Genomic DNA, 25,079 nt, shown 5'->3' with positions numbered 1-25,079 from the left:
GCCGCACGAGGGCTGCCCGCGTGATCGAGACCGTGATGATCTTCGGCCTCGGCTTCCTGCTGGCGAGCCTGTGCGCCCTGATCGCCCTACCCACCGTCAATGCCCGTGCGACCCGGCTGGCCCGGCGGCGGATCGAGGCGACCCTGCCGGTGAGCGCCGCCGAGGTCGCCGCCGAGCGCGACCATCTGCGCGCCGAGTTCGCGGTGGCGCAGCGCCGGCTGGAGCGCAGGGCCGAAGCCGCGGCCGCCAAGCGCCACGCCGACATGGCGGCTCTGGGGGCCCGCACCATGGAGGCCGAGACCGCGATCGCGGCGCGGCTGCGCAGCGAGGCCGAGTTCGCCCGCGCGCAGGAGCGGATCGCCGGTCTCGATCAGGATCTCGCTTCATCCCGGGACGAGCACGAAGCCGGCCTCGCCACGCTGCACGCCCTGGAGGAGGCGCATCGCGCCGTCCTCGACAGCCTGAAGGCCGCCCGTCGCAGCCAGGCCGCCGATCCGCAGGCGGCCCCTGACGCGCCCCCGGCGCCGGCCGATATCGCGGCCCTGCGCGCCGAGCGGGAGGCCCTGCGAGCGGAATTGGATGAGGCCCGGTCGGCCCTGGCCGCCCGCGGCGACGACACCGCCGAACTGCGCCGCCGCATCGGCGAGGTGGCCGACGCCCTGGCCCGGCGCGATCACCTGCCGAATGTCGGCGCCTTCCCGGCCGCCGCCATGGCGGACCGCTGACGCCGCCTTCGCGTCGGTCCCGAGGCGCACGCCTAGCGAAAATCCTTCGTGCGCGGCGGCACCTTCCCGCCTCGGGCGCATGTGCCGGGTCCGTGGGCTCCCTTGCGGGCCTGTGTCCAAATCCGTAACAGGAAAAGCCATTTCGCGATGGTCGCGGCCCGCCTTGTTTCGGACATGCGGCAGGCTCATCGCGCCGGATCTATCCCTTGAACCGCGATCGAGCGAACATCATGGCCTTGAAGCTGACGTCCCTTGCCCTCGTGCTGTCGGGCGTGACCGCCCTCCTGGTCGCACCGGCGCAGGCGCAGCAATCGAAGCGCGGCAACGAGACCCTGAAGAAGTACTGCACCGGCGATTACCTGAGCTATTGCGGCAATCTCGATCCGGATGATCCGGCCACCGATCAGTGCTTCAAGACCAACTGGTCCAAACTCTCCGAGAATTGCCGCCGCGCGATCGACGCCTACACCCCGCCGAAGGATGCGTCTCAGCGCAAGAAGAGCTGAAGCCTCCGTCCTTCCGCCTGACGGAAGGATCGGCCCCGCGGGGATCCCGGTATCCGCACGGGGCCTCCGCATTACTGATATGCCTGTTTCAGATCGAGGGTGCAGCGCACCCCGACCTCGTCGTAGCCCTCCGCGAGCCAAGTCTGCGCGGCCTGGCGGCCCTTGTCGCGCAGGCGCTCGATCATCCGCCAGCGGGCGTCGAGGCGCGAGGAGGCGGCATAATCGTCGAGCAGGTCGGTCCCGTCGATGCGGTGGAGGAAGACCCGCTCCAGCCCCTCCACCTGCTGGCCACCTTCCTCGATCAGGCCGTGCACGAAATCGATGGCACGCAATTCCCGCATCAGGTTGGCGTTGAAGGTGATCTCGTTGAGCCTGTTCTGGATGTCCTGCGGGGAGCGGGGCGTCTCGCGGCGCTCCACCGGGTTGATCTGAACCAGCAGGATGTCGCGGGTGCGCGCCTCGTGCAGCGGATAGAGCGCTGGATTGCCGAGATAGCCGCCGTCCCAATAGGGCACGCCGTCGATCTCGACCGCCTGGAACACGGTGGGCAGACAGGCCGAGGCCATGACGTGGTCTGCGGTCAGGCGCTCCCGATCGAACACCGCCAGCTTGCCGGTCCAGACATTGGTGGCCGAGACGAACACGTTCGCGGTGCTGGCCCTCCGCAGGCGCTCGAAATCGACCACCCGCTCCAGGGCGCCGCGCAGGGGATTGATGTTGAGGGGATTGGCCGCATAGGGCCCGGGATTGAGCACCTTCAGCCAAGCCTCGACGAAGGGATTGCCCTTCCAGACGTGGAACAGCCCGTCGATCCAAGTCTGCTGCACCGGCTTGAGATCGGCATCCAGGCTCGCCTCGCGCCAGAACGCCGCCAGGGCGGCGCGTGCCCCCTCCGGCCCGCCCGCGAGCCAGCCGTCGACGAGGACGACGGCGTTCATCGCCCCCGCACTCGCGCCGGTGACCGCTTCGAAGGCGACGCGTCCGTCCTCGATCAACGCGTCGAGCACGCCCCAGGTGAAGGCCCCGTGCGAGCCGCCGCCCTGAAGCGCCAGCGACACCGCCTTCTCGGCTCGCGGCCCGGCCAGCCCCCGAAAGTCTTCCCCGGGGCGGGTGGTGTGAGCGATCGGGCTCGGGACCGCGGTCACGGGATTGTGAGCGTCGTCGTGAGCGTCGTCACGGGACGTTTCCGGCGATACGGCGGCGGCGCTCGTCTCTGGGCTGGTCCTGTCCATCGGATCTCGCACGATTGTTGCGGTGCTTCCACAGATGGTGCAAAGCAGCAATCGGTTCCGTGCGGTTCTTTGCCTCGCGGAGGACCGATGCATACAGGTTAACGCGCGTGGGCGCAGGGACATCCTTGCATTCACGGCACCCACGCTCGACATCCCGCCTGGGATGCGACATGGAAGCGGCCTTGAGCGCAAGGCGCGTCGCGCATCCGTTCGCGCGGGCTTGAGGCGACACGTCGCGGATCGCGCCGGATTCGGATAAGATCCCATCCGCGCCTGCGGAACGCCCGAGGCTGGCACGCGCGGACAACAGACGACCCGCGAAGGCACGATGGAAGTCATGGAAGCTCCCGACGCCCTGGCAAACCCGATCGAGGCTCAGAGCCCGAACCTGCGCGGTCCGGAGATCGCCGGGCCCGCCCCGCGCCACCGCACCGTCGGCGTACGCATCGGTGAGGGCGAGGGCTCGGTCACCGTCGGCGGCGGCGCACCGATCGTCGTGCAGTCGATGACCAACACCGACACGGCGGATATCGATGCCACGGTGGCTCAGGTCGCCCAGCTCGCCCGGGTCGGCTCGGAACTGGTGCGCATCACCGTCGACCGCGACGAGGCGGCCGCGGCGGTGCCGAAGATCCGCGAGCGCCTCGACCGGATCGGCGTGCACGTGCCGCTGATCGGCGACTTCCACTATATCGGCCACAAGCTCCTGTCCGACCATCCGGCCTGCGCCGAGGCGCTGGCCAAGTACCGGATCAATCCGGGCAATGTCGGCTTCAAGGAGAAGAAGGACACGCAGTTCTCGACCATCATCGAGCAGGCGATCAAGTACGGCAAGACGGTCCGCATCGGCGCGAACTGGGGCTCGCTCGACGGCGAGCTGCTGACGCATCTGATGGACGAGAACGCCAAGTCGCCCCGCCCCATCGATGCCCGCGCGGTCATGCGCGAGGCGATGGTGCAGTCCGCCCTCACCTCCGCCGATCGCGCGGTGGCGCTCGGCCTGCCGAAGGATCGCATCATCCTCTCCGCGAAGGTCTCGGCGGTGCAGGATCTGATCGCGGTCTATCGCGAGGTGGCGCGCCGCTCCGACTACGCGATCCATCTCGGCCTGACCGAGGCCGGCATGGGCTCGAAGGGCATCGTCGCGGCCTCGGCCGCCATCGGCGTCCTGCTGCAGGACGGCATCGGCGACACGATCCGCTACTCGCTGACGCCCGAGCCCGGCGGCGACCGCGGGGTCGAGGTCAAGGCCGCGCAGGAACTCCTGCAGACCATGGGCTTCCGCACCTTCGTGCCGCTCGTGGCCGCCTGCCCCGGCTGCGGCCGGACGACGTCCACGACGTTCCAGGAACTGGCCCGCGACATCCAGAACTGGATCACCACGTCCATGCCGGAATGGAAGAAGACCTATCCGGGGGTCGAGGGCCTGAACGTCGCGGTGATGGGATGCATCGTCAACGGGCCGGGCGAATCGAAGCATGCCGATATCGGCATCTCGCTTCCCGGCACCGGCGAGAGCCCGAGCGCGCCGGTCTTCATCGACGGCAAGAAGGCGATGACCCTGCGCGGTGCGACGCTGGCCAAGGATTTCGAGGGCATCGTCATCGACTACATCGAGCGTCGCTTCGGCCAGGGCAAGCGCGACGCCGCCGAGTGAGCCGGAGCGCGCGTGAGCGCGCTCTGCCGACGGATGGCCGACGTGAGGGGGCCAGGCCCCGGAACCCGTCAGGGGCGTTTCCGGGCGTCGCACCCCATGCTAACGCTGGCTCGATCCGCCCGCCCCGCGAGGCCGCGATGCCCGGCCTGAACCTTGCCGTCCCCGACCCCGCGCTTCCGGGCACGGCGATGCCCGGCCTGCCCGGGCGCCCCGCGGCGACGGCACGGGGCATGACTCCGCGGCCCGAACCGGCGGCGGGTCGGCGCTCATCCGGGCGACCGACGCATTCCCTTCACGCGGCTCCGGCAGACGCTTCCGGACGACGCGCGCACCCGAACCCTACGGTCCGATGACCCAGCCAGCCAGCCCGAGCCTGCCGGCCGATTCCACCGCAGCCCCCGTCGTCGGTGGGCCGGCGCCCGGCGAGGGCGGTCCGGTCGCGACCGCCGCCGGCGCCGTCGACGCCTCCGCAGCCTCGGCCCACGGCCACGCCCGCACCGGCTTCTGGGCCCTGACCGTCGGCTCCGTGGGCGTCGTCTACGGCGATATCGGCACGAGCCCGCTCTATGCCTTCCGCGAGGCGCTCGCGCCTTCCCGCGTCGATGGCATCCTTCTACCCGAGGAGGTGATCGGCACCACCTCGCTCATCATCTGGGCGCTCCTGCTGATCGTCACGATCAAGTACGTCGCCATCCTCCTGCGCATGGACAACAACGGCGAGGGCGGCATCCTCTCGCTGATGGCCAAGGCCCGCCAAGCGCTCGGCGGCTCGAAGGTCGTGTTCATGCTGGGCCTGCTCGGGGCCTCGCTGTTCTACGGCGATTCCGTCATCACGCCCGCGATCTCGGTGCTCTCGGCGGTGGAGGGGTTGAAGCTCGTCACGCCGGCCTTCGACCATTACGTGCTGCCGATCACGGTGGCGATCATCGTCGGGCTGTTCGCCGTCCAGAGCCACGGCACCGCCCGTGTCGCGACCTTCTTCGGTCCCATCATGGTGATCTGGTTCCTGGCGCTGGCCGCGGCCGCGATTCCCTACATCGTCGGCAATCCCGGCGTGCTCGCCGCCTTCAATCCCTGGTACGCCCTGCATTACCTCCTCGGCCACGGCACCGGCGCGCTGGTGGCGCTGGGGGCGGTGTTCCTGGCAGTGACGGGGGCGGAGGCATTGTTCGCTGATCTCGGCCATTTCGGGCGTCGGCCGATCCAGGTGGCGTGGCTGTTCCTCGTCGCGCCCTGCCTCGTGCTCAACTATCTCGGCCAGACCGCCCTGGTGCTGGCCAAGCCCGACACGACCGATCCGTTCTATCAGCTGGTGCCGGAATGGGGCCTGATCCCCATGGTGCTGCTCGCCACCATCGCCACCGTCACGGCGAGCCAAGCGGTCATCACCGGCGCCTTCTCGCTGTCCCGGCAGGCGATCCAGCTCGGCATGCTGCCGCGCATGGAGATCCGCCACACCTCGGAGGCGCATTCCGGCCAGATCTACCTGCCGCAGATCAACATGCTGCTGGCCCTCGGCGTGGTGATCCTGGCAGTGACCTTCCGCTCGTCCTCGGCCCTCGCCTCGGCCTACGGCATCGCGGTGACCGGCACGATGCTGCTGACCGCCGCCATGGCCTACGTGGTGCTGTGGAAGGTGGTGCGCCTGACGCCGATCGTGGCGGCGATCGCGATCGCGCCCTTCATCGTCATCGAATTCCTCTTCATGCTCTCGAACCTGCTCAAGGTGCATGAGGGCGGCTACGTGCCGCTGCTGCTCGCGGGCGGCCTGATGCTGATGATGTGGACCTGGGTGCGGGGTGTGGCGATCCTGGTCAACAAGACCCGCAAGACCGACGTGCCGCTGATCGAGCTCGTCGGAATGCTGGAGAAAAGCACCTCCTACCACCGGGTGAAGGGCACGGCGGTGTTCCTGACGAGCGATCCCGACATCGCTCCGGCGGCGCTGCTGCACAACATGAAGCACAACAAGGTCATCCACGAGAAGAACGTGGTGCTCACCGTCGAGACCATGGACCGGCCCCGCGCAACCGAATCCGAGCGGGTGCGGATCGAGCCCGTCGGGCCGGGCTTCTCGCGGGTGGTGATGCGCTTCGGCTTCATGGAGACGCCCAACATCCCCCGGACGCTGGCGCTCCTGAAGCGCGAGGGCTTCAAGTTCGACATCATGTCGACCTCGTTCTTCCTCTCGCGCCGCTCGATCCGGCCCGCCGCCCATTCGGGCATGCCGCTCTGGCAGGACCGGATCTTCATCACGCTGGCCAAGAACGCCAACGACGCCACCGACTTCTTCCAGATCCCCACCGGCCGCGTCGTCGAGGTCGGGACGCAGGTGACGGTGTAGCGGACTCATCGAAAGCGAGGCCGCTTGGCGGGCTGTGCCAGTGAAGGGGCCTCGAACCGATCGCCCACCCGGCTCGATCTCTTGAAAGAAATCCTCCGCACCGCTCGCCGCAACGGCGGGATTGAGGATCTTCGTCAAAGTACAACTTCGCGGATCGCCAAGGCGGCCGATGCGCGAATTGCGCGCAATCCTGTGGCGTGCCTGCTACAGGCCCCGGCTATCACCCTTGCTGTTCCGGCCGGCGCCTTGTCCGTCCCGTCTTGCCTGACTACAGCTGAGCTTACAAAAAGCCAGTAATAACAGTAGTTTAGCATAGTTCCAAACTGGAGATTCGGTCGCGTGTGGGGCACGCAATCGGCTGGATCCGCTGGTTCGGGCAAATGGGACAATCACGGCGATGCGGTCGGCTCACACACTCATCGGCTCGTCCAGACTGCGAATGGCGGCTCTGGCGAGCGCCTCGCTGGTGGCCCTGACCGTCAGCGCCCACGCGCAACAGAGCACGCAGCTCGAAGAGATCTCGGTCGCGGGCGGTGGCGCCGGCGGCAATGCCGCAACCGGCCGTACCGTCCCCGGCCCGCCCGTCGCCGGTGGACGCCCGCTGCGCGAGGACCCGCGCGGGCCCGTCGATGGCTACGTCGCGACCCGCTCGGCGACGGCGACCAAGACCAACACGCCGCTGATCGAAACGCCGCAATCGATCACTGTGGTGGGACGCGAGCAGATCGATGCACAGAAGGCACAAACGCTAACGCAGGCGACGCAATACACGGCTGGTGTATATTCCGGTACGTTCGGTGCTGATACCCGTGTTGATTACTTCACGCTGCGTGGCTTCATTGCGAGCGATTACGGTATCTACCGTGATGGGCTTCAGGTGCTGAACTATGGCTTCGGCACCTTCAAGGTAGAGACGTTCGGCCTGGAGCGCATCGAGGTGTTGCGCGGTCCCGCTGCCGTTCTCTTCGGCGCCGGCAATCCCGGCGGTATCATTAATCAGATCACCAAACGCCCGACAGCCGAACCGTTCGGCTATGTCGAGGTCGGCGGCGGCTCATTTGGTCAGGTCTATGGCGCCTTCGACATCGGCGGCCCTGCCGATGATTCGGGCAAATGGTTCTATCGGCTGACCGGCTTTGGCCGTCAGGGTGGTACGCAGGTCGATGGTGCGCCTGACGACCGTGGCTATATCGCTCCAGCCCTCACCTATCGTCCGGATGCAGGAACATCGCTCACCATTTTGACGAGCTATCAGCGCGACTCGACAGCCGTTACGGCGAACTTCCTGCCCTATTCGGGAACGGTACGTCCGAATGCGAGCGGTCTGCGTATCCCACGCTCGCTCAACGTCGGTGATCCGGCGCTCAACACGTTCCAGCGCGAGCAGGTGTTTGCCGGGTATGAATTCGAGCATGCCATCGACGCGACATGGACCTTCCGGCAAAACCTTCGCTATTCATTCAGCGACGGCTTCCAGAACTCATACCTCAATCAGACCGGCTACGTGGATGCGGCTGAGACGACTCTGAACCGCTACCAGTTCCTGACAAGCTCCAAGGTCGGCATCTTTCAGGTCGATAATCAAGCCGAGGCACGTTTCTTCGACGGATACTTCCGGCACGATCTTCTTCTTGGGCTTGATTACAAGCGTTACGACCTGCACGATAATCAAGGGACCAACTTCACGAACTTCTATCCCGTGCCGGGCCTGAGCATTATCAACCCGGTCTACGGACAGATCCGCGGCAGGCCGGCGCCTTATCTTGTGAATGCCGACACCTTCCAGCAAATCGGCATCTACGCGCAGGACCAGATTAAGCTTACCGATCAGTTGACCCTCGTGCTCGGTGGACGGCAGGATTTTGCCGACAACGTTGTGCGGGACCGACTGACCCCCGCCAATAGTAGCCAACGCAGTGACGAGGCTTTCAGTGGCCGCGCGGCCCTGATCTACAATTTTGTCGATGGTCTTGCGCCCTACGTGAGCTACTCGACATCATTCCAGCCGCAGATCGGCTCGGACGCAAACCGTCGCAGTTTTGCGCCGGAATACGGCGAACAGGTCGAGGTCGGTGTCAAGTTCGAGCCGATCGGCTACGGTTTCTTCCTGACAGCCGCGGCCTTCGATCTCGTGCGGCAGAACGTGGTGCAGCCCGTACCGGGGACCTTCTTCAGCTCGCAGCTCGGAGAGGTGCGCTCGCGCGGCGTCGAGGTTCAAGCCGTCGCCAATCTTGCCCAGGGACTCAACATCGTCGGCGCCTTTACCGCCTACGACCTCGTCACGCTCAAGGGCGAAGCGGATCAGGTTGGGCGCACGCCGACCCGTATCCCGGAGGTATTGGCATCAATCTTTGCCGATTACACGATCCCAAGTGGTGATTGGCGCGGCTTCGGCTTCGGTGGCGGCGTGCGCTATGTGGGAAGTTCATTCGCCAACGTAGCCAACACGCTGGTGGTCCCCGAGTATGTGCTCTTCGATGCTCAGGTGCATTACACATGGGGCAATTGGCGCGCGGCAATCAACGCGACAAATATCGGTGACCGGCGGTTCGTTTCTTCCTGTATCTCCGCCAACGAGTGCTTCTACGGCGAAGCACGCCGCGTCCTCGGAAGCATCAGCTACAAGTGGTGAAGCGCCGCAGGGCCCGTTTCCGGGCCCTGGCCCGGCTTTGACACGACGGCGCGTCGGACTATCTCGGGTCTCTCTTCCTAAGCGGATCGTGAGAATCCGTGGCTTCGAGGAACGTCCGATGACCGCCCGTCTTCTGCTCGCCGCCGCCCTTGTCGGCGGCCTACTCTCTCCTGCGGCCGCGCAGGAGCCGGCAACGCCCCCCGCGGCGACGCCGCCCGCGCAGGGCAGCACGCAAGACGCCGCCCCGCCCCGGCCGATCCGCAATGCGCCCAGCCCCCGTGCGCTGGAATTCGCCGCCTACATCTTCTCGGCGGTCAATGTCTGCGGCTACGTGCTCAGCACGAGCGAGTTCGAAGCGCTGCTCGCCAAGCAGAACACCAAGCCCGAGGATGTCAGCCCGCGCGGGCCGTTCGGCAACCGGGTGATGGGCATCTTCACGCTGATGTCGAACCAGATGAATCTCAACCGCGAGCAGGCCTGTCTCGCGGTGGCCGGCGAGTACGGCCCGGAGGGTTCGGTGGCCAAGAACCTTCTGCTGCCGCCGGGCACCACGCCCCCCGAGGCGAAGCCGAAATAACCTGCGGCGTTCCGGTCCGACCGATCAGCTGGGCGGGCCGTGATCAGGGGCCTGGATTACGATCCCGCATGAGTCGACACCTGTCGGCTCATCGGCCAAGCGATAGGCCGGCTCTCGCGCCGGCCCGAAATGCTGTAGAGGGACGGCCATCGTCTTCGCCGCCCCACGCTGCCACCATGTCCTCATCTCCCTCCGCGCTTCGCCCCCTCCCCCGTCCGGGCGTGCTTGCCATCGAAGCCTATGTGCCCGGCAAGAGCGCTGCGCCGGGCGTGGCCAAGATCCATAAGCTGTCCTCGAACGAGACGCCGCTCGGGCCGAGCCCGCGCGCCGTCGAGGCGCTGCGGGCGGAATCCGCGACGCTGGCGCTCTATCCCGACGGCAGTGCCGCGCGCCTGCGCGAGGCGATCGGGGCGCGTTACGGGCTCGATCCGGCCCGGATAGTCTGCGGTGCGGGCTCGGACGAACTCCTGACCCTGCTGGCGCTCGCCTTCGTCGGCCCCGGCGACGAGGGCATCTTCTGCGAGCACGGCTTCCTCGTCTACCGCATCGCCGTCCTGACGGCGGGGGGCACGCCGGTCGTGGCACCGGAGACCGATCTCACGGCAAATGTCGATGCAATCCTGGCCGCAGTGACGCCGCGCACCCGCATCGTCTATCTGGCCAACCCCAACAACCCGACCGGTACCTACCTGCCCTTCGACGAGGTGCGCCGGCTGCATGCCGGGCTGCCGGGCAACGTGCTGCTCGTGCTCGACGGGGCCTATGCCGAATACGTGCGGGCCAACGATTACAGCGCCGGCCTGGAACTGGCGCTGGAAGCCGGCAACGTCGTGATGACCCGCACCTTCTCGAAGATCCACGGCTTGGCCGCGCAGCGCATCGGCTGGATGGTCGGTCCCGAGGGCGTGGTCGACGCGCTCAACCGCATCCGCGGCCCGTTCAACCTGTCGGCCGGCGCCATCGCGGCGGGGGCTGCGGCCATCACCGACGAGGCCCATATCGCTGCGGCCGTCGCCCACAACGACGAGTGGCTCGTCTGGCTCACCCGAGAGGTCGACGCTCTGGGTCTGACCGTCACGCCGAGCGTCGGCAACTTCCTTCTCGTCCATTTCTCCGACACCCCCGGCCGCAGCGCGGCGGAGGCCGACGCGCATCTCACCAAGGCCGGCGTGATCGTGCGTCGCGTCACCGCCTACGGCCTGCCCGACGCCCTGCGGGTGACGGTCGGCAGCGCGGAGTCCAACCGGGCCTTCGTCGCCGCCCTCACCGACTTCCTCCGCGGAGACCGCGCGTGAGCGAGGTGGTCGAGCGGATCGCCATCGTCGGTCTGGGTCTGATCGGCTCCTCCATCGCCCGCGGCGCCCGCACCTACGGACTCGCCCGGACCATCGTGGCCATCGACCGCGATCCGGTGGTGATCGAGCGGGTGAGAGCCCTCGGCCTCGCCGAGACCGCGACCTGCGATCCGGTCGAGGGCGTGCGGGACGCCGATCTCGTGATCCTGTGCGTGCCCGTCGGCGCCATCGGCGCGGTGGCGGAGGCGATCGCGCCGCATCTGAAGCCCGGCGCCGTGGTTTCGGATGTCGGCTCGGTCAAGGCGGCGGTGGTCGCCGCCGTGGCGCCGCATCTGTCGGATGCCAACACGTTCGTGCCGGCCCATCCGGTGGCGGGCACCGAGTATTCCGGGCCGGATTCGGGCTTCGCCACCCTGTTCTCCAACCGATGGTGCATCCTCACCCCGCCCGAGGGCGCGGAGGCATCCGCGGTCGAACGGGTGCGGTCCCTGTGGCAGGGCCTGGGCGCCATCGTCGAGACCATGACGCCGGAGCACCACGACCTCGTCCTCGCCATCACCAGCCACGTTCCGCACCTGATCGCCTACAACATCGTCGGCACGGCGGCCGATCTCGAAGAGGTCACGCAGTCCGAGGTGATCAAGTTCTCCGCCGGCGGCTTTCGCGATTTCACCCGGATCGCGGCCTCCGACCCGACCATGTGGCGCGACATCTTTCTGACCAACCGCGATGCGGTGCTGGAGATGCTCGGGCGCTTCAACGAGGATCTGTCCGCCCTGTCGCGCGCGATCCGCTGGGGGGACGGCGAGGCGCTGCACGAGCTGTTCACCCGCACCCGGACGATCCGCCGCGGCATCGTCGCCATGGGCCAGGAGACGGCGGAGGCGGATTTCGGACGGGCCCGCGGCGGCGCGCCGTCCGGTTCTGTCCGCAGCGAGAGCCCCCTCCCCGACGTCGCAGCGGGGACGTCGCGTCACGGCGCCGGGTCTTAGCCGCACCATCCGATAGCCGGCACGGCCATCCGATGAGGCCGTGATGAAGCGGCGATGGGGGCTGCTCCGAGGCAGCCCGTCGGCGACGAGGGCGAGGCCCGCAGCGTCAGTAGAGCGGCGGCACCACCACGTTCGGCACCGCAAAGGGGCCGAGCATCAGGCGACCATCGCCGAGCTTGAGCGTCGGCAGGGGCTTGAGCGCGTCGGTCCCGGTCTCCGCCGCACGGCCTTCGCCATCTTCCTTCCGGCGCAGGCCGCCGAGGAACTGGCCGACAAGATTGCCGATCAGCGCCCCCTTATCCGCCCCGTAGCGCTGGCCCATCACCTGCCCGACCAGTGCCTCCAACCCGACCGCGCGCAGTTCAAATCGGCCCTCCGGGCGGTGTTCGGGGTCGAGCGCGGCGGCGCCCTTCGCCTGAAGCCGGCGCTCGCCCTTGGCGATCGAGAGACGCGTGACGTCGAGGCGTCCACCGGCCTGCCGCCACGTCTCCAATTCGTTCGCCACCGTGCCGGTGCGCAGCACGGCGGCCTGCTCGATGGTGGTGTCGAGGTCGATATCGGCGGGGTCGGTGCTGCCCGCGAGAACGTCGAGGCGCGGCACGGCGGCCTGGGCGAGGCGCAGGCTCACGTCGACCGCGCCATCGCTGGCGAAGCGGCCGGGCGTCGGGCGGGCATGCAGTTCGAGATGACGCGCGGCGAAATCGATCGGACCGGGATCGGGCGTGTTCACGACGCCCTTCGGGGCATCCAGCACGAGGGAAGCCCGTGTGAAACCATCGGACGCGCCGTGGAAGCTCGCTTCCAGCGCGTTCCAGCTCACATCGGCGCTCAGATCGCCCTGTTCGACCCGGAACGGGCCGGTGGCCTCGAGCAGCAGGTGGCGCGGATCGTAGATCTGCACGACCGCCGTGATCGGCCCGAGCGAGAAGCGGCCGTCCGAGCGGGCGAAGCGCACCGATGCGCAGCGAAGTTCGAGGCGGAACGGGAAGCCGGTGATGGAGCGGTCGGCGCAGGTCCATTGGCGGCCCTCCTGCGCCTCGTGGGCGAGCCACGCATCCATCTCGCTCTCGGCCCGCGCCCGGATCACGAACCAGCCGACCGTCCAGGCCAGCACGAGGGCAGCGAGCAGGATATAGGGGAGGAACAGGCCGATCCGCCTGCGCGGCCGCTCGGCCGTTCCGCCGGGGATCGGAGAGTCAATCTGCGCCATCGGCCTCGTCCTGCGCGGCCCGGCGAAGCATCCGGGCGCGCCCGTGTTTGGAGATCGGGCGCGCGCAAGGCAAGTGCGCTGTGTCGCAGCGGAACGCCGCGACGGGTGCTTCAGGCGGAGGCCGCCTCATCATCGAGCGCCAGATCCGCCACGATGGCACGACGCTCCTCCTCGCCCTCGGCGAGGCGGTGGACGTGCATCTCGGTCGCGCCCTTCTGGCGGACCCGGGTGAGCCAACCACGGGTCAGCCGCTCACGCGGGCTCTCGCTGGTGGCCGTCACCGAGACGGGCTGGGCGATGCCGGCACGATCGCGGCGGACCGCGATCAGCACCGCCGGACCCATCTCAGCCACCTCTGCGGGGGCGACATCGGGCGCCGCAAGATCGTGAACGCCGACGACGTAGCGCCGGCCCGAACGTCCGCGCCACGCGCTCAGGGATAGGGCCGGGCTGCCACGCAGGCCCGCCATCGTTCGCAGACGCTCCTCGCGCACATCCGCTCTCCGGGTTCGGTCGTCCCTCAGGTCGCGCAGCGCAACCGACCAGGACAGGGCTCGTTTGTTCGCCATTTGTTCCAATTTACGCCGCGCGTTCGTCCAGCGTCAAGGCGTTGATCGAAGCGTGGTTGCGGTAGAGGAGAAATGGGGATCGGCCGCCTCGCGCGCAAGCGCGCGACCCACCCGCCGGACGATCATCGTCTCGCCGCAGAGGTTTCGTAAAGCATGGTTCTGGCAGGATGACCGGGCGGGCGGCTTGCCGTACAAGCGGGGCCGTGCACGCGTAAGGTCGAGGAGCAGCCGTGAGGCATCGGATGGGTGTGGCGACGGACAGGCCGGGGGCCCGGCTCGCGCGGCTCGCGCTCGCCCTGGGGCTCGCGCTCAATCTCGGCGCCTGCTTTCGTCCCCTCTACGGACCGACCGCCTCGGGCGAGTCGATGCAGACAGTTCTGGCGGCGATCCAGGTCGACGACGTCGTCATGGCGCAGGATCAGGAGCGTCTGGGACATTACCTGCGCAGCGAGCTGATCTTCGCCCTCGACGGCTCCGGCCAAGCCGGTCCGCCCAAGCGCTACCGCCTCAAGATGCAGGGCAGCGAGCAGGTGCAGACCCCGATCGTCTCCTCGACCACCGCCCGCGCCGAGGCCGGCACGATCGTCGGAACGGTGCGCTACGCCCTGGAGAGCGTCGATGGACGCCGCGTCATCACCGAGGGCGTCGCGACCTCGACCGCGACCTACGACCGGTCGATCCAGCGCTTCGCCTCCCTGAGGGCCGCCCGCGACGCCGAGATCCGGCTGGCCAAGGTGCTGGCGGAGCAGATCAAGACCCGCATCGCCTCCGTCCTCGCCGTGAAGCCGAACAGCTGAGCCCATGAGGGCGACCTCATGACGGCGGTCAAGGCTGGCGATGTCGAGGGGCTGATCCGGCGCGGCCCCGATCCGCGGGTGCCGGTCATTCTGCTCTACGGCCCCGATACCGGCCTCGTCGGCGATCGGGCGGCGCGGCTGATCACCAAGCTGGTGGCGGATCCGGACGATCCCTTCGCCCTGATCCGTCTCGACGGCGACGTGCTGGCGGGCGATCCCGGACGTCTCGTGGACGAGGCCGGCACCCTCGGCATGTTCGGCGGTGCACGCACCATCTGGGTGCGCTCGGGCAGCCGCAACTACGCTCCCGCGGTCGATGCCGTGCTCAAGGCGCCGATCGAGGGCGCTCGCATCGTCGTCGAGGCCGGCGACCTTGCCCGCTCCGCGCCGCTGCGCACGCTCTGCGAAGGGTCACCGAAGGCCCTCGCCCTCCCCTGCTATCCGGACGACGAGCGCACGCTCGCCGATCTGATCGACCGAACGCTGCAGGACGACGGTCTGCGCATCGACCGGGATGCCCGCGATCTCCTCGTCGGCAGCCTGGGCAGCGACCGCCGGGCCAGCCTGTCCGAGATCGGAAAGCTTGCCCTCTATGCCCGCGGTCAGGGCAGTGTCGGCGTCGAGGACGTGGAAGCGATCGTCAGCGATGTCGGTGCCAGCGTCCTCAACGTGCTGATCGATGCGGCCTTCGCCGGCCGCCCGGGGGAGGCCGAGCGCACCTATCGCCGCTTCCGCCACGAGGGGATGGATCCTTCGGCGATGCTCGGCGCGGGCCTTCGCCATGCCATGACGCTGCTGTCGTTGCGCCTCGACAATCCCCGCGGCAGCGCGAGCCAACTCGTCGCCAATTGGCGCGGCCTCCATTTCCGTCGCAAGGCGACCGCCGAGACGCAGCTCGCCCGCTGGTCGGCGGACGGTCTGCGTCAAGCGGTGGCATGGTTGCAGGACGGCGTGCTGGCCTGCCGCCGCGCCGAGCCGGACCTTGCCCACGCTCAGGCGCAGGCGATGTTCCTGCGCATCGCGATCGAGGCGGCCCGGCGGCGGCCCTGAGCAAGGGAGGCGGTGCCCTCAGCGGTCCAGAACCGCGCGGTCGTTCTTCGCGACGAGGGTCCGGAAATGCGGGGTCAGATCGACCTCGCTCAGACCGAAGCTCCGGGCGAAATCCATGATGAGACGCTGCTCGCCGGGCTCCGCCTCGCCATCGGCCATGGCGCTGTCGATCATGTTGAGGACGATGCAGAGGCGCTGATCCGGCCGCAGCCGCGGCGTGGCATCGGCCAGGAATTGCTGCGGCGGCGTGGACCGGGCGTAGCGCAGGGCGGCGTCGAGCTGTTGCCGGGTGGTGTTTCGGCCCAGCACGGACATCAGATGCCCCAGCTCCTCAGGATCGAGTTCCCCGTCGGAACCCATGCAATAGAGCAGAGCGACAGTCAGGCAATTGCGTGGTGTGAGGTCGAGGGACGATTGCGACTTGAACATGTTGAACATGGTCGTACCTCCAGCGGCTTTCCGCATCGAGCGGAAGGGCCGGAGGCTCTTAGACGAGGAGTACTGCGCTGTCGATCGGATTAACCTGCACGATTACTTGGATAATTTAATCCAATCTATCATACGAACTTAATCGGCAAATCAAATCTGACAGCGACTAGTAAAGCGTATCGGCTTACGATTCCGCACCCGAGCCGCTGAGTTTGCGGCAGAGCGCGTCGCGCTCCTCGGCGCTGCCGTAGCGAATGCGTATCTCCCCCTCCCCGCTCGCTTTGTCCTTCACGGCCACCGCGTGGCCGAGAGCGCGGCCCAGCACATCCTCCAGCGATCGAAGGGTCGTATCGCTGCCCGAGGCACGTCGGGGTCGTCCGGGTCGCGGTGCTTCGGACACAGAATTGTCCGCCGCGGCGAGAGCCTCGACCTCGCGGACGGAGAGGCCCTCGGCGACGATGCGTCGAGCGATTCCCTCCGGATCGCGCACGGAGAGCAGCGCGCGGGCATGGCCGGCGGTGATCTCTCCGGCTGTGACCCGATCCTGAATCGCGGGCGGGAGCTGCAGCAGCCGCAACGTATTGGCGAGATGGCTGCGGCTCTTGCCCAACAACTCCGCCAATTCGGCCTGGGTGTACTGGAATTCTCCCATCAGCCGCTCATAGCCGGCGGCTTCTTCGATGGCGTTCAGGTCGGTCCGCTGAACGTTCTCGAGGATCGCGTATTCGAGCGAGGTACGGTCGTCGATCTCGACGACGACGACCGGCGCCTCGGTGATGCCGGCTCGCTGAGCGGCGCGCCAACGGCGTTCGCCGGCGACGATCTCGAAGGTCCCCGGCACGGCGGGCAGGGGCCGGACGACGATGGGCTGAATGACGCCGCGCTGGCGGATCGAGGCCGCAAGCTCATCGAGTTCCGGCTCCGAGAACCGGCGCCGGGGATTGCGCGGATTCGGACGCAGGAACTCCACCGCCACCTTGCGCTGCGATTGGGGCGGGCGGGAATCCTCCCGCGGCGCGTCGTCGGAGAAATCGCCGATCAGGGCCGCGAGGCCACGTCCGAGCCGCGGCCGGGCCGCATCATCCGCCATCGCCACTGGAAAACTCCGTTACTCTGTTGGGTCTGTTACGCGGCGGCCGCGGGCGGCGGTGCCCGGCCCTCGCGCTGGATAACCTCGGATGCGAGGCGCAGATAGGCCTGAGATCCCGCGCATTTCAGGTCGTAGAGCAGCACCGGCTTGCCGTGGGACGGGGCTTCCGAGACGCGGACATTGCGCGGAATCATGGTCTCGTAGACCTTGTCGCCGAGAAAGCCGCGCACGTCCGCCACCACCTGGGCCGAGAGGTTGTTGCGCGGGTCGTACATCGTGAGCACCACGCCCTGGATCTGGAGCTTCGGGTTCAGGGCGCCCCGCACCTGCTCGACGGTGCGCAGAAGCTGGCTCAGGCCTTCGAGCGCGAAGAACTCGCATTGGAGGGGCACCAGCACCGCATCCGATGCGGCCAACGCATTGATCGTCAGTAGATTGAGCGAGGGTGGGCAATCGATCAGGACGTAGGTGATCGGCTCCGCGCCGGGCGTTTGCGTGAGATCGCGCAGGACGTTTCGCAGGCGGTGGGCGCGATCCGGAGCGCTCGCCAATTCCAGTTCGAGGCCGAGCAGATCCATGGTCGAGGGCGCGACCGAGAGGCGCGGAACGGCGGTCGGCGTCACCGCTTCCGCCAAGGGCGCCTCGCCGGCCATGACATGATAGGTCGAAACCCGACGGCGACGGCGGTCGATGCCGAGGCCTGTCGAGGCGTTGCCTTGGGGATCGAGGTCGATCACCAGCACCTGCTCGCCGATGGCGGCGAGCGCGGTGCCCAGATTGATCGCCGTAGTGGTCTTGCCGACGCCGCCCTTCTGATTGGCGAGCGCCAGCACCCGGAGCGGCTTGGGCTGTGAAGAATCGGTCATGAGTCCACGCGGGAAAGCGACGTGACGCGCACGATTCGTGCCTGCGAGTCGGTACGGCTCGGAATCAGGTCGCGGGCGAATGTCCACTCTCTGTCCGCATCGGTCAATTCCACGGCTGCATCACGGCCCTTCGGAAACAGACCGACTGTTCCCCTTTTCAACAGAGGCTCGGTCCAGGACAGCAATTGAGTCAGCGGCGCGAGCGCCCTGGCACAGACGATGTCCGCACCGGCAAGTTTGCCGATGACCGCTTCGATCCGCCCATTATGCACGGTGACCGGCGCGCGGGTCAGCCGAGCCGTTTCGGTGAGGAAGGCGCATTTGCGCGCGTTGCTCTCAACGAGCGCAACATGGAAGTCCGGCCGTTCCCGTCCGGCAATCGCTAGGATCAGGCCGGGAATGCCTGCACCGGATCCGAGGTCGACCCAGCTGTTCGCGGTGGGTGCTAGAGACAGGAGCTGGAGGGCGTCCGCGACATGCCGATGCCAGACCTCGCTCAGCGTTGCTGGGCCGACGAGGTTCTTGACGTTCTGCCAACGTCCAAGCTGCTCCACATAGATATCGAGCGCGGATGCTGTTTCACGTGAAACATCATGCGCAGCGAGAACGCGTTCGCGCTGGTCGGAGGTCATCTGGCGGTCACGAATGGCGAAACGCATCGAAACGAAACCCTTCGACGATGCTCATCAGAGACTGAAAGTGGCAGGCAGCCGAATGGATGCCCCTCCCGTCCCGGGTCGCGCCAGGCATCCCAGGTACAGATCGTCGATACGGGTCTGGGATCATTTCGACCTACGCCGATGCCTGTAGGCGCCCGCGTCGCGCATGCGCGGCCAAGAGAGTCAGCGCCGCAGGTGTCACCCCCTCGATACGCGCGGCCTGCCCCAGCGTGGTCGGGCGGACGCCATCGAGCTTGACCTGCATCTCGTTCGACAGACCGGCAATGGCAGCATAGTCGAGGGAGGCCGGGAGGCGGACCGCCTCGTCACGACGGAACGCGGCAATGTCGGCCTGCTGTCGGTCGAGATAGACCGCGTAGGTCGCATCCGTGCGAAGGCGCTCGGCGATCCGCGGCGGCACTTCCGCCAGATCCGGCCAAATCGCGGCAAGGCGCTCCCAACCGATTTCCGGATAGGAGAGCAGTTGGAACGCGCTGCGACGCAGACCGTCACGGTTGAGCGATAGGCCGTGACCGGCCGCCTCGTTCGGGGTCAGGCTCAGGGCATCGAGCCGGGCGCGCGCGCCCCTTAGATCCTCCTGAGAGGCGGCAAAATGGGTGGCCCGGACTGCCCCGACGCAACCGAGCGCCGCGCCGCGGGGTGTCAGCCGCTCATCGGCATTGTCGACGCGGAGCGAGAGGCGATACTCCGAGCGCGAGGTGAACATACGGTAGGGCTCGCTCACCCCATGGGTGACGAGGTCATCGATCATGACGCCCAGATAGGACTCGGCCCGGTCGAACACGGCGAGATCGGAGCCGCCGGCCAAGCGCGCGGCATTCACGCCTGCGACCAGCCCCTGCCCTGCCGCCTCCTCGTAGCCCGTGGTGCCGTTGATCTGTCCTGCCAGGAACAGGCCGGGCAGCCGCTTGGTCTGAAGCGTCGCGTCGAGCTCGCGCGGATCGACGTAGTCGTATTCGATGGCGTAGCCGGGCCGCAGGATACGGGTCCGCTCCAGGCCCGGAATCGCGGCGATGATGGCGGTCTGAACCTCTTCGGGTAGGGCCGTCGAGATGCCGTTCGGATAGACGGTCGGATCCTCGAGACCCTCGGGCTCCAGAAAGATCTGGTGGCCTTCACGGTCCCCAAACCGTACCACCTTGTCCTCGATCGAAGGACAGTAGCGCGGGCCGCGGCTGCTGATGCCGCCGGAATACATCGGGGAACGGTGCAGGTTCGCCCGGATCAGATCGTGCACGCCTTGCGTCGTGCGGGTGATCCCGCACGCGATTTGGGGCGTCGTGATCCGTTCGGTGAGGGTCGAGAACGGGACCGGATCCTCGTCCGCCTGCTGCATCTCCAGGGCGGTCCAATCGATGGTGCGTCCGTCGAGCCGCGGCGGTGTACCCGTCTTGAGGCGGCCGAGGCGGAAGCCGTGACGATCGAGCGTCTCGGCCAGCCCGAGCGCGGGCCCCTCCCCGGCGCGGCCGGCTGGAACCTGCCGTTCGCCGATATGGATCAGCCCACGCAGGAAGGTCCCGGTGGTCAGGACAACGGCCCGTGCCGCCAGACGTCGCCCATCCGCCAACATCGCACCGGCGACGGTGGTACCCTCGATGATCAGATCGTCGACTTCGCCCTCGATCACCGTGAGACCCGCCGTCTCGGCGATCGCCGCCTGCATGGCACGGGCGTAGAGGGCTCGATCGGCCTGGGTGCGAGGGCCGCGCACCGCCGGACCCTTGCGCCGGTTGAGAAGGCGGAACTGAATTCCCGAGGCGTCGGCCACGCGGCCCATCAAGCCATCGAGGGCATCGACCTCGCGCACGAGATGGCCCTTGCCGAGGCCGCCGATGGCGGGGTTGCACGACATGGCCCCGATGGTCGCGGCACGATGCGTCACGAGGGCGGTGCGGGCACCGACCCGCGCCGCAGCGGCCGCAGCCTCGACGCCGGCATGGCCGCCGCCGACGACGATGACGTCGTAGCTCGTCAGAGAAGGGTGCATGACCGGTTGCTTACGCGTGGGTGCGCCGCGCGGTCAACGCGATTCGTCGTTCGAATCACGGGCGCTCGACAGGGGAGGGATCTGACTTCGTCGACACGGCGTCTGATGCCTCCTCCACCTCGTCGCCATCTGTGGCCATAGATCCGGAGAGAGTTTGTCTTGGGGAAACGAAGGCTGTGTTCTTGCTTCTCGTCCTTCCCTCTTCGGCTGCCCTGCCCGTCGATGCTTGTGGGTGAGATGAGAGGGACTGGGTAGGCTGTGACGATTCGCAATCGGACGAGTGATTGGGGTCACGATGCCTTCGAGCCGCGGGAGGATGACCGAAGGATACGGACGTCAAACCGAACCTAAGGTCATACATAAGCCGGCAAATAACTTTTATTTGCCGATACAGAAGCCGGCAAAGAGTCGATCCAGCATGTCATCGACACTGACATGGCCACCGACTTCGCCGAGGGCTCGGACACCCAAGCGCAGATCCTCGGCGATCAATTCGGGCGGATGGTCGGGGGCCGCGCTCGCCACGCGATCCAGGTGAACGATGGCACGGTTGAGCGCATCGCGATGGCGCTCGCGGGTCACCAATGCGTCGCCCCCGAGAGACGCCTCGGCCTGCTGGCGAATCGCATCAAGCAAGGCATCGAGACCGGCACCGGTGCGTGCCGAAATCGCGAGAGCACCCTCCTCCAGCGGCCGAGCTGTCGTGAGGTCGGACTTGGTGTGCACCTGGATCGTCGTCGTTCCCCCCAGCGATGCAGGCTCCGGAGCATCCGCCGGGATCAGGTGCAGAACAAGATCCGCCGTCTCGATGCGTCGTCGGGTGCGGAACACGCCTTCGGCCTCGATCGGATCGTCCGTCTCGCGCAGCCCCGCCGTATCGACGAGGGTCACGGGCAAGCCGCCGAGATCGCAGCGGACTTCGATGGCGTCGCGGGTGGTGCCGGGAATCTCCGAGACGATGGCGGCATCGCGCTTGGACAGAGCGTTGAGCAGGGTCGATTTGCCGGCATTCGGCGGACCGGCCAGGACGACGAAGAACCCCTCCCGTAGACGTTCGCCCCGGCGCCCATCGGCCAGCGCTCCTCGGATTTCCTGCGAGAGGCAAGCCGCGCGTTCGGCCTGCGCCGCGTCGAGGCCCACCTCGTCCACGTCACCCTCGTCGGCAAAGTCCAGGGCAGCCTCGGCGGCGGCGAGGAGATCGATGGCTCGGTCGCGCCAAGCCATCACTTGACGACCCAGGGCACCATCGAGTTGGCGCAGGGCCTGACGCCGCTGCGCCTCGGTCTCGGCATCGATCAGGTCTGCGATGCCCTCGGCCTCGGTCAGATCGATCCGCCCGTTGAGGAAGGCACGGCGGGTGAAGGCACCGGCCTCCGCAGGCCGGCACCCGGGCACGGAACGCAGAGCCTGCAGCACGGCCTCCCGCACGGCGGTTCCGCCATGCAAATGGAGTTCGGCCATATCCTCGCCGGTGGCCGTACCGGGGCCAGGCAGCCAAACGACGAGAGCCTGATCGAGCAACGAACCCGACGCAGGATCGCGTAGGCGACGCAGCGAGAGCCGCCGCGGCTCCGGGCGGTCGCCCGCCAGGGCAGAGAGCGCGGCGGCGGCCGCCGGACCGCTGATCCGGACGACGCTCACCGCCGCACGACCGAAGCCGCTGGCAGGAGCGTAGATCGTGTCGGCCCGCTCCGGCAGGGCAGGGGGCATCGGTTACACCACGAGGTTCACGATCCGCCCTGGGACGACGATGACCTTCTTGGGCGCTCGTCCCTCCAGCACCTTCTGCACGGCATCGAGCGCCAAGGTCGCGGCCTCGACCGCCTTGGCATCGGCGTCCCGCGCGACGGTGACGTCCGCACGCTTCTTGCCGTTGATCTGGACGGGGAGGGTGATCTCGTCCTCGACCAGCAACGCTTGATCCGCCTCGGGCCACGGCGCGTCGGCGACGAGTCCGGTCTGCCCGAGCACGCGCCAGCACTCCTCGGCGAGGTGCGGCATCATCGGGGCGATGAGCTGGACGAGGATGCGGGCCGCCTCCCCGGTCGCGGCTCGGGATGCACCGGTACGCAAACCCTCGTCCAGGGCGTTGGCGAGCGTGTAGATATGGGCGACGCACCGGTTGAAGCGGAGCCGCTCCACGTCCTCACCGACGGCAGCCAGGGCCTTATGGGCCGCCTTGCGCAGGACGAGGTCGGTAGCCCCTCCCTCCCCGTTTGCGGCCGCCGCTCCGTGGACGAGACGCCATACGCGCTGCACGAAGCGGGCAGCGCCCTGCACGCCTTCCTCCGTCCAGATCACGTCGCGCTCGGGCGGTGAGTCGGAGAGCATGAACCACCGTGCGGTATCGGCGCCGTAGCTGGCGATGATGTCGTCGGGGTCGACCACGTTCTTCTTCGACTTCGACATCTTCTCCGTCGGGCCGATCTCGATCGGCTCGCCGGTTTTCACGTGAAACGCTTTGCGCTGGCCGCCCTCCGTTTCGAAACGGATATCGGCCGGCGGCACCCAGGCACCGGCCGGGTCCTTATACGTCTCGTGAACCACCATGCCCTGCGTGAACAGGCCGGCGAAGGGTTCGGAGATACCGGCCCAGCCGGTCGCCCGCATCGCCCGCATGAAGAAGCGCGAGTAGAGGAGGTGCAGGATCGCGTGCTCGACGCCGCCGATATACTGGTCCACGGCGAGCCAGTGATCGACGGTCTTGCGGTCGGTCGGTGCATCCGCCAGCCACGGCGCGGTGAAGCGGGCGTAGTACCAGGACGAGTCGACGAAGGTGTCCATCGTGTCCGTCTCGCGCCGGGCGGCCGTGCCGCAGCGGGGGCAGGGCACTTGGCGCCAGGCTTGGTCGCGCTCCAGCGGGTTGCCCGGCTGGTCGAAAGAGACGTCGTCCGGCAGCTTCACCGGTAGATCCTCGACCGGCACAGGCACCGGGCCGCAGGACTCGCAGTGGATGATCGGGATCGGGCAGCCCCAGTAGCGCTGGCGGGAGACGCCCCAGTCGCGCAGGCGGAACTGCACCTTGCGACGCGCGACCGGCGTGCCGTTCAGGCTCTCTGCCTCTAGCCGATCGGCAACGGTACGGAACGCGTCGTCCGTGCTCATGCCGTCGAGGAAGCGCGAATTGATCATCCGGCCATCACCGTCATAGGCGGTGTCGGTGATCGTGAAGCTCGCAGGGTCCTGGCCTTCGGGGCAGACCACGGGCGTGTTGCCGAGCCCGTATTTGTTCGCGAAATCGAGGTCGCGCTGATCATGCGCCGGGCAGCCGAACACGGCACCGGTGCCGTATTCCATCAGCACGAAGTTCGCGACATAGACCGGCAGCTCCCAGGACGGATCGAGCGGATGGCGGACCTTGAGCCCCGTGTCGAAGCCGAGCTTCTCCGCCGTATCGATCGCCTCCTGGGCGGTGCCGATGCGTCGGCATTCCTCGGCGAAGGCTTTCAGGCCTTCACCGTCCGGGCCGATCTCGGCAAGTGCCTTCGCCAAGGGATGATCGACCGAGATCGCAAGGAACTTCGCGCCGAACAGGGTGTCGGGCCGGGTCGTGTAGACCGTCAGCTCCTCGGTGCCGGCGAAGGGGGCGGCGAGGGCAAACCGGACCTCCAAACCTTCGGAGCGGCCGATCCAGTTCTTCTGCATCAGCCGGACCTTCTCCGGCCAACGCTCCAGCCCATCGAGGGCATCGCTGAGATCCTGAGCGAAGTCGGTGATCTTGAAGAACCACTGCGTCAGTTCACGTTGCTCGACAAAGGCCCCCGAGCGCCATCCGCGTCCGTCGATCACCTGCTCGTTCGCCAGCACGGTGTGATCGACCGGATCCCAGTTCACCTTGGCGGTGCGGCGCGTGACCAGCCCCTTGTCGAGGAAATCGAGGAACATGCGCTGCTGATGCTTGTAGTAGTCGGGATCGCAGGTCGCGATCTCCCGGCTCCAGTCGAGCGACAGGCCCATGCTCTGCAGCTGCCCGCGCATGGTGGCGATGTTGGCATAGGTCCAGTCGCGCGGGTTGACCTTACGCTCCATGGCGGCGTTCTCGGCCGGCAGGCCGAAGGCATCCCAGCCCATCGGATGAAGCACGTTGTGGCCCTTGGCGCGCTTGTAGCGGGCCACCACGTCGCCCATGGCGTAGTTGCGCACGTGACCGATATGGATGCGCCCTGACGGGTAGGGGAACATCTCCAGGACGTAGTATTTCGGGCGCGGGTCGTCGTTCTGGGTCTCGAACAGCTTCGCCTCGTCCCAGGCCTGCTGCCAGCGCGGCTCGGCGTCCTTGGCGTTGTAGCGTTCGAGGCTCGGGGCGGGATGTGCGGTGTCGGTCATGAACGGCGCCGGATCAGCGGAGAACGGGGGCGGGTCCCGAGGGGGCATCGCCTTCGGGATCGGCACCTAGCATATCCGTCCCGCGAAGGGTCAACGAAACGCTGGGGCCTGCCTT

The 25,079-nt window shown here is 67.6% G+C and carries 20 protein-coding genes; 10 read left to right on the top strand and 10 right to left on the bottom strand.

Annotation, left to right across the window (positions count from 1 at the left end; genetic code table 11):
• Nucleotides 1-35 precede the first annotated feature (35 nt).
• Complete coding sequence (locus OWC43_RS12240) at nucleotides 36-725, top strand: hypothetical protein (RefSeq protein ID WP_393958547.1); 690 nt, start codon at nucleotides 36-38, stop codon at nucleotides 723-725.
• Nucleotides 726-955: 230 nt separating this feature from the next.
• On the top strand, nucleotides 956-1,231 hold the full coding sequence (locus OWC43_RS12235; protein ID WP_137830509.1) for a 3',5'-cyclic-nucleotide phosphodiesterase: 276 nt from the start codon (nucleotides 956-958) through the stop codon (nucleotides 1,229-1,231).
• Between the two features lie 71 nt (nucleotides 1,232-1,302).
• On the opposite strand, the gene OWC43_RS12230 is transcribed toward OWC43_RS12235, so the two are convergent.
• The gene (locus OWC43_RS12230; protein WP_137830508.1) at nucleotides 1,303-2,463 is read right to left on the bottom strand and encodes a patatin-like phospholipase family protein; all 1,161 of its coding nucleotides are present in this window, start codon (nucleotides 2,461-2,463) and stop codon (nucleotides 1,303-1,305) included.
• Nucleotides 2,464-2,791: 328 nt separating this feature from the next.
• Here OWC43_RS12230 and ispG point away from each other — a divergent pair, with 328 nt between their 5' ends.
• From ispG to OWC43_RS12200, 6 genes are all read left to right on the top strand, one after another.
• The gene (gene ispG, locus OWC43_RS12225) at nucleotides 2,792-4,120 is read left to right on the top strand and encodes a flavodoxin-dependent (E)-4-hydroxy-3-methylbut-2-enyl-diphosphate synthase (RefSeq protein WP_137830507.1); all 1,329 of its coding nucleotides are present in this window, start codon (nucleotides 2,792-2,794) and stop codon (nucleotides 4,118-4,120) included.
• Between the two features lie 349 nt (nucleotides 4,121-4,469).
• Complete coding sequence (locus OWC43_RS12220) at nucleotides 4,470-6,464, top strand: potassium transporter Kup (RefSeq protein WP_393956896.1); 1,995 nt, start codon at nucleotides 4,470-4,472, stop codon at nucleotides 6,462-6,464.
• Between the two features lie 397 nt (nucleotides 6,465-6,861).
• The gene (locus tag OWC43_RS12215; protein WP_393956895.1) at nucleotides 6,862-9,096 is read left to right on the top strand and encodes a TonB-dependent siderophore receptor; all 2,235 of its coding nucleotides are present in this window, start codon (nucleotides 6,862-6,864) and stop codon (nucleotides 9,094-9,096) included.
• 118 nt (nucleotides 9,097-9,214) lie between these two features.
• Nucleotides 9,215-9,673: a hypothetical protein gene (locus tag OWC43_RS12210; RefSeq protein WP_393956894.1), complete on the top strand. Its 459-nt coding sequence runs from the start codon at nucleotides 9,215-9,217 to the stop codon at nucleotides 9,671-9,673.
• A 176-nt stretch (nucleotides 9,674-9,849) separates the two neighbouring features.
• Complete coding sequence (locus tag OWC43_RS12205; protein ID WP_393956893.1) at nucleotides 9,850-10,968, top strand: pyridoxal phosphate-dependent aminotransferase; 1,119 nt, start codon at nucleotides 9,850-9,852, stop codon at nucleotides 10,966-10,968.
• The gene (locus OWC43_RS12200) at nucleotides 10,965-11,960 is read left to right on the top strand and encodes a prephenate/arogenate dehydrogenase family protein (RefSeq protein ID WP_393956892.1); all 996 of its coding nucleotides are present in this window, start codon (nucleotides 10,965-10,967) and stop codon (nucleotides 11,958-11,960) included. The genes OWC43_RS12205 and OWC43_RS12200 overlap by 4 nt, the downstream gene beginning before the upstream one ends.
• A gap of 106 nt (nucleotides 11,961-12,066) precedes the next feature.
• On the opposite strand, the gene OWC43_RS12195 is transcribed toward OWC43_RS12200, so the two are convergent.
• Together OWC43_RS12195 and OWC43_RS12190 are read right to left on the bottom strand one after the other, a co-directional pair.
• Nucleotides 12,067-13,170, bottom strand: a complete 1,104-nt coding sequence (locus OWC43_RS12195; protein ID WP_393956891.1) for a DUF2125 domain-containing protein — start codon at nucleotides 13,168-13,170, stop codon at nucleotides 12,067-12,069.
• A gap of 110 nt (nucleotides 13,171-13,280) precedes the next feature.
• Complete coding sequence (locus OWC43_RS12190; RefSeq protein ID WP_238307441.1) at nucleotides 13,281-13,739, bottom strand: hypothetical protein; 459 nt, start codon at nucleotides 13,737-13,739, stop codon at nucleotides 13,281-13,283.
• 242 nt (nucleotides 13,740-13,981) lie between these two features.
• Here OWC43_RS12190 and lptE point away from each other — a divergent pair, with 242 nt between their 5' ends.
• Entirely contained in the window at nucleotides 13,982-14,536 is a 555-nt protein-coding gene (gene lptE / locus OWC43_RS12185; protein WP_137830500.1) for an LPS assembly lipoprotein LptE, read from the top strand.
• A gap of 18 nt (nucleotides 14,537-14,554) precedes the next feature.
• A complete protein-coding gene (gene holA / locus OWC43_RS12180) occupies nucleotides 14,555-15,586 on the top strand; it encodes a DNA polymerase III subunit delta (protein WP_393956890.1) in 1,032 nt (343 codons plus the stop codon).
• 18 nt (nucleotides 15,587-15,604) lie between these two features.
• Here holA and OWC43_RS12175 read toward each other — a convergent pair whose 3' ends face one another.
• The 7 genes from OWC43_RS12175 to leuS form a co-directional block, all read right to left on the bottom strand.
• Nucleotides 15,605-16,024, bottom strand: a complete 420-nt coding sequence (locus OWC43_RS12175) for a TerB family tellurite resistance protein (protein WP_393956889.1) — start codon at nucleotides 16,022-16,024, stop codon at nucleotides 15,605-15,607.
• Between the two features lie 175 nt (nucleotides 16,025-16,199).
• On the bottom strand, nucleotides 16,200-17,105 hold the full coding sequence (locus tag OWC43_RS12170; RefSeq protein WP_393956888.1) for a ParB/RepB/Spo0J family partition protein: 906 nt from the start codon (nucleotides 17,103-17,105) through the stop codon (nucleotides 16,200-16,202).
• Nucleotides 17,106-17,140: 35 nt separating this feature from the next.
• Nucleotides 17,141-17,971, bottom strand: coding sequence for a ParA family protein (locus OWC43_RS12165; RefSeq protein WP_137830497.1), 831 nt, complete (start codon nucleotides 17,969-17,971; stop codon nucleotides 17,141-17,143).
• A complete protein-coding gene (gene rsmG / locus OWC43_RS12160; RefSeq protein ID WP_393958546.1) occupies nucleotides 17,968-18,603 on the bottom strand; it encodes a 16S rRNA (guanine(527)-N(7))-methyltransferase RsmG in 636 nt (211 codons plus the stop codon). The genes OWC43_RS12165 and rsmG overlap by 4 nt, the downstream gene beginning before the upstream one ends.
• A 160-nt stretch (nucleotides 18,604-18,763) precedes the next feature.
• The gene (gene mnmG / locus OWC43_RS12155) at nucleotides 18,764-20,638 is read right to left on the bottom strand and encodes a tRNA uridine-5-carboxymethylaminomethyl(34) synthesis enzyme MnmG (protein WP_393956887.1); all 1,875 of its coding nucleotides are present in this window, start codon (nucleotides 20,636-20,638) and stop codon (nucleotides 18,764-18,766) included.
• A 378-nt stretch (nucleotides 20,639-21,016) separates the two neighbouring features.
• Nucleotides 21,017-22,348: a tRNA uridine-5-carboxymethylaminomethyl(34) synthesis GTPase MnmE gene (mnmE, locus tag OWC43_RS12150; protein WP_393956886.1), complete on the bottom strand. Its 1,332-nt coding sequence runs from the start codon at nucleotides 22,346-22,348 to the stop codon at nucleotides 21,017-21,019.
• Nucleotides 22,349-22,351: 3 nt separating this feature from the next.
• The gene (leuS, locus tag OWC43_RS12145; RefSeq protein ID WP_393956885.1) at nucleotides 22,352-24,964 is read right to left on the bottom strand and encodes a leucine--tRNA ligase; all 2,613 of its coding nucleotides are present in this window, start codon (nucleotides 24,962-24,964) and stop codon (nucleotides 22,352-22,354) included.
• Nucleotides 24,965-25,079 lie beyond the last annotated feature (115 nt).

The sequence above is a fragment of the Methylorubrum sp. POS3 genome (assembly GCF_043352485.1).
In the GTDB taxonomy this organism is placed as follows: Bacteria; Pseudomonadota; Alphaproteobacteria; order Rhizobiales; family Beijerinckiaceae; genus Methylobacterium; species Methylobacterium suomiense.
The sequence above is the reverse complement of the archived record's forward strand: the minus strand, read 5'-3'. Positions and strand labels throughout refer to the sequence as shown.